Origin of the sequence: Nibribacter koreensis (genome assembly GCF_039541795.1) — a bacterium.
Lineage (GTDB): Bacteria > Bacteroidota > Bacteroidia > Cytophagales > Hymenobacteraceae > Nibribacter > Nibribacter koreensis.
Window position 1 is genome coordinate 611,016 of the sequence record NZ_BAABGX010000003.1, and the last position, 12,183, is coordinate 623,198.

The window sequence follows — 12,183 nt, forward strand, 5'->3', positions numbered from 1 at the left end:
ATGTCCGTATGCGGTCTAAGACCAATTAAAAAGAGACATGCGCTATTTTCATTCCTTTGTTGTAGGCCTTTGTGCTACTGTTTTGATAGGGTGCAGTGAGAATAAAACGGTTCAGGAAACCACCACCACGTCTTCTGCCCAAACCACTGTAGAGCCAGCGGTGAGAGATACCGCAATGAATACTACGGTAGCAGACACCACCTTACAAACTCCAAAGCAAGAAAAAGTCATTACCAGTCTAGAGCCGCAAAAACCTTCTTTCAAGGTAGATGTTATCAATGGGTACCTGGACGAGTTTAGAGGCTGTGCCTGCTACTTTGCCCGGAACGAGCAGGAGTTGAAGCAGGAGAAGTACATCTATTTCAATGACTACCAGCAGAAGGCCTTGGTCTCTGTCAATGGCACCAAAATCCCTTTAGTTGGTGCGGCAAAAGGAAACCCATCAATGTTAAATTCGCCATACAAAGATCCAAAAGGCCGGTATGAGGTAAGCGTGTCCATTCAAGACAGCCAACAGACCGGGGACGAGGTGGCTTCTAAAAAAGGGATCATGCAGGTCAAGGATTTAAAGACCAGTGCCATCCAAAGCCTGCCGTTTGTGGGCGAGTGCGGTTGCTAAATGGATTTCCCGTTTTTAGGCTATTTTTGGTAAAACAAGCTGAAAACGGAAAACTATAGGGCATGGTGAGGTTCTATGAGATGATGTATTATGCCCTATATAGGTGGCAATTAAAAGGAAAGGTTAAAGTAGACAACCACTCTGAGAGACTGTATTTCTTTTTAGTTTTCCTGAATGCCACTACCCTTTTTATATTTTTGAATGTGGTTTTACGGTGGCAGGGGCTATTCATAGAGAATCCTCACTACTACTGTTTCTCCTTTGGCTGGGTGACAGGGATGGTGGCTGTGCTGCTAATGAACAAAAGAGTAGCTAAAATCATTGCAACTTTTAAGGATAGTGATCAATCAGGTATTACTGCTTGGTTGCTGGTGTATACGTTTTTAAGTTTTATACTTTTCATGGCAGCCGCCTGGAGATTGGCAAATCCTGCTGGGTAGAATTGAGACCGCTTAGGATTTTAACCGCAAGAAACTCCCGTTTTTCCCCTATTTTCGCAGAAGCAGGCCAAAAACGGCTTTTAATTTTTACATGAAGAAAAGAGTAGCCATTCTTGGCTCAACCGGTTCAATAGGCACGCAGGCCCTGGAAGTGATTCAAGCGCAGTCAGACGCGTTTGAAGTAGAGGTGCTTACGGCCCACTCCAACGCAGACTTGCTCATCACTCAAGCCATTGCCGTTCAGCCCAACGCCGTGGTCATTACGCAGGAAGACCTGTATGACAAGGTACGGGACGCTTTGGCCTCGCATCCTATCAAGGTGTATGCCGGCCTGAACGCGGTGAGTTCTGTGGTGCAGATGGACACCGTGGATATTGTTTTGACGGCCATGGTGGGCTACGCCGGGCTGTTGCCTACCATCAAAGCCATTGAGGCGGGCAAGACCATCGCACTGGCCAATAAAGAGACCTTGGTGGTGGCCGGGCAGTTGATTACGGATCTGGCCAAAGCCAAAGCGGTGAACATCTATCCCGTGGATTCTGAGCACAGCGCCATCTTCCAGTGCCTCACCGGCGAATTCCATAATCCCATTGAGAAAATCATCCTGACCGCTTCGGGTGGGCCGTTCAGGGGCAAGGACCGCACGTTTTTAGAGACCGTGACGAGAGCGCAGGCCTTAAAACACCCTAACTGGGAGATGGGCGCCAAGATTACCATTGACTCGGCCTCGCTCATGAACAAAGGCTTAGAGGTGATTGAGGCCAAGTGGCTATTTGGCTTGCAAAACAATCAGATAGAAGTCATTGTGCATCCGCAATCTATTGTGCACTCGCTCGTTCAGTTTGAGGACGGCTCTTTGAAGGCACAGATGGGTTTACCCGACATGAAACTACCCATCCAATATGCGCTGGGCTATCCAAACCGTTTGAAGTCCAACTACCCGCGCTTCAACTTCATGGACTATCCGCAACTCACCTTTGAGAAGCCAGACCTGGAGACGTTCCAGAATCTGGGCTTGGCGTTTGCGGCCATGGAGAGGGGCGGCAACGCGCCGTGCGTGCTTAATGCGGCCAATGAAGTGGCCGTGGCGGCTTTTCTGCGCGAGGAGATTGGGTTTTTAGAGATGTCTGACCTCATTTCTGACTGTCTCAACAAAGTTGCGTATATTGCCAATCCTTCTTTGGATGACTACATTCAGACAGACCAGGAAGCCCGTCGTTTAGCGCAGGAAAGAGTACACGCCTAAGTGGCTGAACGTTCCAGCAAAACAACAAAAAGACACATTCTGCGACCAGACAGCACTTGCCAAAGAGTCGCTACACCTTATAACCATAACAAATGGATGCTTTAGTAATGGCCGGCCAGTTAATTCTGGGGCTGACCATCTTAGTAGGAATACACGAACTAGGTCACATGCTGACCGCCAAATGGTTTGGGATGCGCGTAGAGAAATACGCCATCGGGTTCCCGCCCAAATTAGTGAGCAAGCAAGTAGGAGAGACTGAGTACATGATTGGCATGATCCCGCTGGGCGGCTTCGTGAAGATCTCTGGGATGGTAGACGAGTCTCTGGACACCGCCACCTTGAACCAGGAGCCACAGCCTTGGGAGTTCAGGGCCAAACCCGCCTGGCAACGCCTGATTGTAATGATGGGCGGTATCATCTTCAACGTGATTACCGGTATCATCATTTACGCGGGCCTTACCTGGTACTACGGTGACCGTTATTTGCTAGCCGAAGACGTGAAATACGGCATTGTCACCAATGAGATTGGTCAGCAGATTGGCTTAAAAGACGGCGACAAAGTGGTAGGCATCAATGGCAAGCCTTTGGTGGAGTTCCAGGACGTGTACAGCCCAGAGGTATTGTTGGACCGCAACGGTTCTTATACCGTTGAGCGTGACGGACAGCGTATAGATATCAAGGTGCCTGCAGACTTGATGGACAAGCTAGCCGACAATGATAAGGTGGGCTTCATCATGCCGCGTGAGCCGTTTGTGATTGGCAGCGTGAAATCTGGCAGTGCTGCAGACAAGGCCGGTTTACAGGCCGGTGATAAGATTGTAAAGATTGGTGATCAGCCTATCCAGTTCTTCCATGAGTTCCAGGGCGCCTTGGTCAACTACAAAGCCAAGACGGTTCCTTTGCAGATTGAAAGAGCCGGCAAGCCTATGACCTTAAAACCAACCGTGGAGGAAGACGGTACCTTGGGTTTCTACCCAGAACTGTTGTTGCCGCGTGCTACGCATCATTACGGTTTCCTGGAGTCTATTCCCTTGGGTGCTGAGAAGGCATTCTCTGTCATCACTACCAACATCAAAGGCTTCGGGAAGATCTTTAGAGCCGAGGTGTCTGCCTCTAAGGCCTTGAGTGGCCCTATTGGTATTGCTCAGATTTTTGGCGGTACCTTCTCCTGGATTAACTTCTGGACCATCACGGCCATGTTGTCCATGGTGTTGGCGTTCATGAACTTCCTGCCCATTCCAGCCTTGGACGGTGGCCACGTGATGTTCCTGACCTATGAGATCGTGTCGGGTCGTAAGCCAAGTGACAAGTTCCTGGAGAACGCGCAGAAGGTGGGCATGGTGTTGTTGTTGGGCTTGATGGCCTTTGCCATTTTCAATGACTTCTTTAAATTGCTGTTCAACTAGCGGATTAGATTCAAGACCTAAGACACAAGATATAAGACTTCTTTGAGGGAGTTTAATTGATTATAAGAGCCAGAAGAGACGCAATAAAATTGCGTCTCTTCCTGTTTAAAAGAGCATATGAATATTAGAAAGGCTTTATATTTTGCTTTGCTGTTGGGTATCCTGCTTCCGGGGCAGGCATGGGCACATGACTTCCATACCAGCATCACAGACGCCCGCTACAACCCCAAGACGCAGAATTACGAGTTGTCCATCCGGGTCTTTGCCGATGATCTGGAAGATGCCCTGAGCAAGCGTCACAAAACCAGTATTAGGCTAGACAAGTCTGAGCGCGTGAACAAACTCATTGCTGAGTACCTGCAAACGCACTTCACCATCTCTGCCGCCAAAGGCACCAAGCCCGTCCAGAAGTTTGTGGGCGCCCAGGAAGAAGCAGACGCCATCTGGCTGTACATTGAGATACCGGCCGGTAAAGCGCCAGTACAAAGCCTTTTTGTGCAGAATGACCTCTTGATGGAGTTGTTTGACGACCAGACCAACATCCTCAACCTACAGGTTGGCGCCAAGAAGAAGTCTGTCTTGAGCCGATCTGGAGACTCCCAGCACACCGTGACCTTGTAATTTCATTCCCCCAATAAGAGCACGATTAAGAAACCGAGTACTTTTATGAAAAAACAGTTACTGAAGGCGGCCGGCTTATTTTTGGCCATAGGAGCAAGCAGTTGTTCCAGTGTGTACATGCCCAATGTGCCCAACACTCCTATGCTTACCTCACAGGGTGAACTGAGTACCAGCGCACACATCACGCTCAAAGGCAATGCCAGCTTTAACTCGGCGTACGCTGTCACAGACCACGTGGGTGTATTGGTGAGCGGCGCCATGATGAACAACGATTCCCGCAAAAAAGACTTTCGGCATAATCTGCTAGAGGCAGGCGGCGGCTATTTTACCACCTTTGGCCCCAATCAAAACCGTATCTTGGAAATTTACGCCGGTCTTGGCCGCGGCAGCAGTGACCGTACCTTCAAGGACTCTACCCCCGAGGGAATGATGACCTATGACCGTCAAGAGGTTACCTTCAACAAAGTTTTTTTGCAGGTGAACTACTCTTCCAGAAAGAAGCGTCTTCTTACCCTATTTGGCAATGAGCACACGCTCAATTACGGCACCGCCCTGCGCATGAGCCGCGTAAACATGAGTGAGTTCCTGAGAAACGACATCAAGGAAGCCACTGAGGACAATATTTTCTTTGAGCCTGTCTTTTATACGCGTCTGCACCTCACGCCCAATATCCAATTGCAATACACCAGCGGTAGTAACTTCGGGCTGAAGAACCGTGATTTTATGACCGCCGGCAATTCTGTCATGAGTATTGGCCTGATTGTGAACGTGGGTGGCAAGAAACTCAGAAAAGACGCTCCCCGCCCAGAGGACCGTACGCCAGCCATCCAGATTCCAGGCTTGCCGAAGAAGAATTAAGAAGTAGTAACTTGTATTGCAAACTCCCGTTTTCAGCCTCTTTTCTAGGAATCAGGCTGAAAACGGGAGTTTGTTTCATAGAGCTTCAACCGCGCTTTAACGCAGATTCTCCCCTTGAGGGGAGCGTAGAGGGGTGTTTACACAAGTTGGTCATACCTCCCGCAGTTGTTGTTAAGAACCTCAATGACCAAGAATGCCTCTGCCTTCCAACTATGTCCTTTCAAACTATCCCATTCTTACTTTCTATTCAGGTTTGTCACTTTTCTCCTTGATGAGAAAAGTAACCAAAAGAATCAAGAGCCCCCGAACTCGCTGACCGCTCAGACAGGGCGGGGGCTCATTAAGGTGCACCGTGAGAAGTGACTTGTTGCATTGTGGGCTTATGCCTCTGCTGTTTTAACCGTCACTGCTTTCTCCCTCGGGGAAAGAGACTTAAACTGACCAGTCTCTTTCCCCTCGGTCAAGGGCTGGAGGACTGCGGCTTGAGGGGTTGCAATGCCTTCATCGCCTTGAAGGACGGGAGACAACGCAGGGCCTAGTCTCTATAGCTTGTTATACTAATCCAATCCTGCTTCGAAATAGAAACTCTCGTTTTTGGACTGTTTTCTGAAAAACAAGCCAAAAACGAGAGTCTTACTTTAGTGAAAAATCCTTCTTACCACTTTTCTCCGCCGTCACTCTTCGTTTCAGAAGTGCCGGTACCCGGCTTAATCAGCTTAAACTCTACGCGGCGGTTCACGGCACGGTCTTCTAGGGTGAACTCTTCCTTGATGGGTTCAGAACTTCCTTTGCCTACGGCATGGATTCGGCGTTCATCCAGTTTGCCCTTGTCAACAATATACTTCTTGATGGAGATGGCGCGCCAGTTAGAGAGTTCAAAGTTGGCGTCTGGGTCTCCGGAGGCATCCGTGTGGCCTTCAATGCTGAGGTTGATTTCGGGGTGGTCTACCATGAACAGCACAATCCGGTCCAGGCTGGATTCCATGTCCTTTTTGATGTCGGCTTTGCCTTCGTCAAACTCCAGATTCTTGAAGATGAGCGGAATGCTGTAGTCAATGAGCGTGGTCATGATTTTCATGACGGTATCACTTTTCAGGTCCACTTCCTTTTCAATGGAGAAGAAGTCGGGACTCTGGATGAGCATCATGTAGCGGCTGTTGTCAATGAGGTCGAAGTCAAAAGAACCGTCGTCGCGCAGGTACTTAGAGGCTACCTCAATGCCGTTGTCCATGTCAATGATGGAGATAATGCCGTTGAGTGGTTTGTTGGTGATAGAGTCTGTGAGCACGCCAGAAAGCTTGGTCACGGCCAGCGGGTGCGCTTCCATAGGCAACGGAAAGGAGAAGAGGTCCAGGTTCTTCATGTCTTTCTCCTCAGAGCGCGCATAGTACAGGTTCTTGGAGACGGCGTCAATGGTGAAGTAATACTCACTGCCTTTGCCGTTCACCAAGGGACCCACGTTGCGTGGTTCCTGCCAATGACCGTTCACGCGGTAGGTTTTGTAAATGTCAAAGTCCCCGAAGTTTAGCAACTGCCCCCGTGAACTGAAATACAGCACCTGGTACAAGGGGTGGAAATACGGACTTACTTCGCTCTCCCGGGTGTTCACTACCGGCCCTAGGTTCTTAGCTGAAGACCAATCCCCGTTTTTCTGTTTGACCGTGTAATAGATGTCTGATAAGCCAAAGCCGCCCAGACGGTCAGAGGCAAAATACAAGGTGTCTTCCTTGGGGGAAAGGGTAGGCTGAGAGTCCCAGGATTTGCTATTCACGTTAGACCCCAGATTTTTAAGCTGGCCCCAGGAGCCGTCAGAAAGTTTAGTGGCTGAATATAAGTCACAGTTGCCGTACCCGTCAGGGCTTTCACAACGGGCAAAGTAAAGGGTCTTGCCATCGCGGCTTAGGCAGGCAGAGCCTTCGTTGTAAATGCTGTTGATGGGTTTGCCAAACGACTGGCCCTCATGCCAGAAGCCGTTTTCGTTTTTAGAGAAATAAAGGTCCTCGTCGGTGCCGGTGGCTTTGGTGGCTTTTCTACGCGAAGTGTAAATGAACAAGGCGCTATCTGTGTGCACCGCCGGTCCGTAGTCCTCGGCCTTTGAGTTGATGGCATCGCCCATATTGGTGTAGACACCGCGTGGTGGTTTGTAGGTTGCCACTGATTTGCGGTACTCTACAATCTCATAATACTGCTTTAGTGGTACATACAAATCCTGCTTCTTCTGCTCCAGAGAATCATAGTACAGTTGCACACGCTTGATGTCGGTGCGGTGGTGTTTGAGCACCAAACGATAATAGGCAATGGCTTTTTCGCGCTGGCCCAGTTTGTCATACAACTGCCCTAAACGCCAAAGTAGCTTGGTGTCGCGGTAAAAATTATCAATGCCAAAATTGCCCACGTATTCCTCCAGCAAAGGCAGAACCTTGGCCCAGTTTTGCTTTTGCTCCAGTTTTAGAATGGCGCTGAGCTTAGAAGGATTTTGGTAGAAGGCTACTTTGTTGAGATTGGGGAAGCTCAGGACCAGTTCAGCGTCTGGCGTCCTATCCCTAAGCGAGTCAGCTACGGCTTTTTGGCGTATGCGTAACGGTGATTTTATCTGTCCTACAGTGACAAAACTGTAGGCAGAAAACAGCAAGGATAGGCAAAGGAGTCTGAGTAGTGGCATAGTAAAATAGCTGCCGGGGGAACACTATTCTTAATTACATATCAAATGTAAGTTTTTCTGCGATGTTCTCTTAGCAAATAGAGAAGTTTTGCCACAGACATTGGCATAGGACTTGACATATATCTATCTTCATCCAAAACCGCGCACAGCCTGCGCAGAATGCTGTCATTATGGCATTCAAAGAGAGCGCTTTTATGAATAATACCCAAGATACACTACTGCACCAACTCATGCTTGCCGACTTGGCAGATGATGGCAATGGAGACATTATCTCCATTATCACCACTGACCTGGAGGACGAGGACGGTGCTGAGAAGAATAAACCTGATACCCTGCCGCTTTTACCGGTACGCAACACTGTGCTTTTCCCGGGCGTTGTGTTGCCCATCACCGTGACTAGAAAGAAGTCTGTGAAACTGGTGCGCAAAGCTTACCGCGGCGATAAGATTGTGGGCGTTGTGGCCCAGAAGAACATGTCCGCAGAAGAACCGGGCGGCGAGGATTTGTACACCGTAGGTACCATGGCCAAAATCCTGAAGATGCTGGTCTTGCCAGACGGGAACACCACTATCATCATACAAGGACAGAGCCGATTTAAGGTAGAAGAAGTCACCCAGGAAGACCCCTACCTTACGGCCAAGGTGTCTTACTGCCCAGAGGTGTTCCCCAACAAAACCAGCAAAGAGGTAAAAGCCCTGGTGCGCTCGCTACAAGAAGCGGCGGCCAAGATTCTAAAACTCAACCCAGAGATTCCGCAGGAAGCCCAAGTGGCCCTGGACAACATTGATAGCCCTAGCTTCTTGACGCATTTCCTGTCTTCTAACATCAACGTAGAGGTTGCCCAGAAGCAGAAATTATTGGAAATCAATGACGGTGTAGAGCGCGGCACTACCTTGTTGCAGTTGATGATGCGCGAAATCCAGATGCTGGAAATCAAGCAGGAAATCCACAGCAAGGTGCACCTGGACATTGATGAGCAGCAGCGCGATTATTTCCTGCGTCAGCAAATCAAAGTCTTGCAGGACGAGCTGGGCATGGACGGCCCCGAACAGGAAGTAGAGAAGATGCGCCTGCGCGCCGCCAAAAAGAAATGGCCCGAAACCGTTGCCAAGCACTTTAACAAAGAGATAGACAAACTGGGCCGCTTAAACCCGCAGGCCGCCGAGTATCCTATCTCCTTAAACTACTGCGAGTTCCTGCTAGACTTGCCGTGGAACGAGAACACCAAAGACAACTTCAACCTGAAGCGCACCAAGAAAATCCTGGACGCCGACCATTACGGGCTGGAGAAAGTAAAAGAACGCATCTTGGAGTATCTGGCGGTCTTGAAGCTGAAGAACGACATGAAGGCGCCTATTCTTTGCTTGTACGGACCTCCGGGTGTGGGTAAAACCTCGCTGGGTCGTTCCGTAGCCAAAGCTTTGGGCCGTAAATATGTGCGCATTGCCTTGGGCGGTGTACGTGATGAGGCCGAGATAAGAGGGCACCGCAAGACCTATGTGGGTGCTATGCCGGGTCGTATCATCAGCCAAATCAAGAAGGTAGAATCCTCTAACCCAGTGATGATTCTGGACGAGGTGGACAAGATTAATTCTGACTTCAGAGGAGACCCATCCAGTGCCTTGCTGGAGGTGTTGGACCCAGAGCAGAACCATACCTTCGTGGACAATTACCTGGAGGTGGAGTATGACCTGTCCAAGGTACTCTTCATCGCCACGGCCAACTCTCTGGATACCATTCACCCCGCTCTGCGCGACCGCATGGAGATTATTGAGGTGACCGGATATACTATTGAAGAGAAAGTAGAGATTGCCAAGCGCCACTTGCTGTCCAAGCTCAAAGCAGACCACGGCCTGGAACCCAAAGACGTTGCTTTCTCCACGGCGGCCATCCAGAAAGTGATTGAAGACTATACCCGTGAGTCTGGGGTAAGGAATCTGGAACGTAAACTGGGGGCTGTTGTCCGGAACATTGCCAAATCCAAAGCCATGGAAGAGGAGTGGCCGGCCAAATTGGAAGCCAAAGACGTGGTGCGCATTCTGGGACCTGAGATTTTTGATAAAGAGTTGTACCAGGACAATGAAACCGCGGGCGTGGTGACGGGCTTGGCCTGGACCTCTGTGGGTGGTGACATCCTGTTCATTGAATCTCTGTTGAGCCGCGGCAAAGGCAAGTTGACCTTGTCTGGTCAGTTGGGCGATGTGATGAAGGAGTCAGCCATGACGGCTATTTCTTACCTGCGCGCCCGCGCCCAGGAGCTGGACATTGACTACCGCCTGTTTGACCAGTATGACCTGCACATCCACTTCCCGGAAGGGGCCGTGCCAAAGGATGGGCCAAGCGCGGGTATCGCCATCTTTACCTCCATCGCCTCAGTGTTCACGCAACGCAAAGTGCGCTCGCACCTGGCCATGACCGGTGAGATAACCCTACGCGGAAAAGTATTGCCGGTGGGTGGTATCAAAGAGAAGATTCTGGCGGCCAAGCGCGCCGGTGTGAAGGACGTGATTCTCTGCGACAAGAACCGCAAAGACGTGAATGAGATTGCCGCGCATTACATTGCCGGGCTCAACATCCATTACGTGGACCGCGTGGATGACGTGCTGGAGTTTGCGCTATTGCCGGAGAAAGTCGCCAAACCGCTAGAATTGAAAGTCACGGAGGAACCAGTTCCGGCCCGCGCCGACAGCTTATTTTAGTCTATTTTCCTGAAAACAATGCAAAAACGCCTTTTCCTTCTGGGGCTTCTATGGGTTGCTGTCCTGCAGTGCGCCTATGCTCAGTTGGGAGGGCGTTCTGCTTTTTCGTTTCTGCAAATACCAACGCACGCACGGGTGGCGGCTTTGGGCGGCATTAACATCTCCTCAGGGTTGGAGGAAGTAAACGCGGTGACAGAGAACCCTGCGCTGTTGCAAGGCAAGACCAATCGGCACCTATCCTTCACGCACCTCAACTACCTCTCAGACATCAGTCAGAACAACGTCCAATACACCTTTGACCACGCCAAATACGGCAGAAATGCCGTGGGGGTGCAGTATCTGGATTATGGTGCTTTCACCCAACGTGATGCCGCCGGCTTGGAGGAAGGAAGCTTCAACGTGCGGGACTATGTAGTGACGCTTTCGCATGCGTCAACCATTGAGCATTTCACGGTAGGTGGCACGTTGAAAGGAGCCGTATCTAACATTGCCGGCAACCAAGCCTTTGCTACGGCCATTGATTTGGGTGGTACTTTCAAGCATCCTCAGAAAGAATTAATAGTTGGCGTGGCCATCAAGAATTTGGGTTTAATGCTCAAACCCTATGATGGCGGCGACCGTGAACCCTTGCCCTTGGACGTGCAGCTGGGCGTGAGTTACAAACCCGAGCATGCGCCGTTCAGGTTGTCGGTGACGGGGCACCAGTTGCATAAATGGGACATTGTGTACCTTGACCCCAACCAAAAAGGCACCATCAATGAAAACAACGAGGAGGTGAAGGAAGAGAAAAGCTTCGGGGACCAGCTGGCCCGGCACTTCGTGGTGGGCGGCGAATTTCTCCTGAGCCAAAACTTTCAACTGCGGGCGGGGTACAACCATTTGCGGCACCAGGAACTCGTCCAGGAAAACGCAGGCGGCATGGCGGGTTTCTCCTTCGGAAGTTCCATCCGTATCAAAGCCTTCCGGTTTGACTACAGCTACGCTAAGTTTCACGTGGCCGGCGCCGGTCATTACCTCACGCTCACCACCGACCTGAACAGCTTTTTGAGCAAGGCACCAGAGTTGTAAGATTTGGAAATTTGGAGATGTGCAAATTTGAAAATGATGAATGTCGTTTTTGGCCTGTTTTCTGGAAAAGAGCCTGAAAACGATGTCATTTAAATTAATAAGCAATAAGTGTCGTTGAATGAATAAATTGAAAGCCTATCTCAATCAAGAGAATGCTCCTAATAGCACGAAGGAGATAATCTTGTGGTGGGAAAGGAGAAGACTAAAATTTAATCTTGTCTACTTTCTTGTCTCCATCTTTACTCTGGCTTTGACAGTCGTTCTGTTAGGATACAATGCCTTCTTCGGCTTCGGATTGATTTTGATGCTAGCCTTGGCAATAAACGTTTGTTATTGCTTTGGGTGGTTAACCGAGATAATTCTGAGGAAAGGCATTGATGATTTGGACATGAAAGTAGGACCAGTCTTTTTAGGCCTAGGTACAGTATTCACTGTTGCCGTGATAGTGTTGCGTGGCTTTTATGAAGTAATAAATAGATTGTTGTAACGATAAAATAAAAGAAAAACCGCCTTTGGGCGTAGACTATAAACTTGAAGACGATTGCTTGGGAGAAAGAAACATTC

General features: G+C 49.7%; 10 protein-coding genes. 9 read left to right on the forward strand and 1 reads right to left on the reverse strand.

Annotated features, from left to right (window positions below):
• Positions 1 to 37: 37 nt before the first annotated feature.
• The 6 genes from ABD880_RS17955 (at position 38) to ABD880_RS17980 (ending at position 5,190) form a co-directional block, all read left to right on the forward strand.
• Positions 38 to 619, forward strand: a complete 582-nt coding sequence (locus ABD880_RS17955) for a hypothetical protein (RefSeq protein WP_345169276.1) — start codon at positions 38 to 40, stop codon at positions 617 to 619.
• A 62-nt stretch (positions 620 to 681) separates the two neighbouring features.
• Positions 682 to 1,059 (forward strand): hypothetical protein, encoded by a 378-nt coding sequence (locus ABD880_RS17960; RefSeq protein ID WP_345169279.1) that lies wholly within the window; start codon positions 682 to 684, stop codon positions 1,057 to 1,059.
• 91 nt (positions 1,060 to 1,150) lie between these two features.
• Complete coding sequence (locus ABD880_RS17965) at positions 1,151 to 2,305, forward strand: 1-deoxy-D-xylulose-5-phosphate reductoisomerase (RefSeq protein ID WP_345169281.1); 1,155 nt, start codon at positions 1,151 to 1,153, stop codon at positions 2,303 to 2,305.
• A gap of 92 nt (positions 2,306 to 2,397) precedes the next feature.
• On the forward strand, positions 2,398 to 3,711 hold the full coding sequence (gene rseP / locus ABD880_RS17970) for an RIP metalloprotease RseP (RefSeq protein ID WP_345169284.1): 1,314 nt from the start codon (positions 2,398 to 2,400) through the stop codon (positions 3,709 to 3,711).
• 117 nt (positions 3,712 to 3,828) lie between these two features.
• Complete coding sequence (locus tag ABD880_RS17975) at positions 3,829 to 4,332, forward strand: DUF6702 family protein (RefSeq protein ID WP_345169286.1); 504 nt, start codon at positions 3,829 to 3,831, stop codon at positions 4,330 to 4,332.
• 45 nt (positions 4,333 to 4,377) lie between these two features.
• On the forward strand, positions 4,378 to 5,190 hold the full coding sequence (locus tag ABD880_RS17980) for a hypothetical protein (protein WP_345169289.1): 813 nt from the start codon (positions 4,378 to 4,380) through the stop codon (positions 5,188 to 5,190).
• Between the two features lie 655 nt (positions 5,191 to 5,845).
• Here ABD880_RS17980 and ABD880_RS17985 read toward each other — a convergent pair.
• On the reverse strand, positions 5,846 to 7,852 hold the full coding sequence (locus ABD880_RS17985; RefSeq protein ID WP_345169291.1) for an OmpA family protein: 2,007 nt from the start codon (positions 7,850 to 7,852) through the stop codon (positions 5,846 to 5,848).
• A 194-nt stretch (positions 7,853 to 8,046) separates the two neighbouring features.
• On the opposite strand from ABD880_RS17985, the gene lon reads away from it, so the two are divergent.
• The 3 genes from lon to ABD880_RS18000 all read left to right on the forward strand — a co-directional run bounded on the left by lon (position 8,047) and on the right by ABD880_RS18000 (position 12,106).
• A complete protein-coding gene (gene lon, locus ABD880_RS17990) occupies positions 8,047 to 10,551 on the forward strand; it encodes an endopeptidase La (RefSeq protein WP_345169293.1) in 2,505 nt (834 codons plus the stop codon).
• Positions 10,552 to 10,569: 18 nt separating this feature from the next.
• Positions 10,570 to 11,619, forward strand: coding sequence for a type IX secretion system protein PorQ (gene porQ, locus ABD880_RS17995; protein ID WP_345169296.1), 1,050 nt, complete (start codon positions 10,570 to 10,572; stop codon positions 11,617 to 11,619).
• A gap of 118 nt (positions 11,620 to 11,737) precedes the next feature.
• Positions 11,738 to 12,106, forward strand: coding sequence for a hypothetical protein (locus ABD880_RS18000; RefSeq protein ID WP_345169298.1), 369 nt, complete (start codon positions 11,738 to 11,740; stop codon positions 12,104 to 12,106).
• Positions 12,107 to 12,183 lie beyond the last annotated feature (77 nt).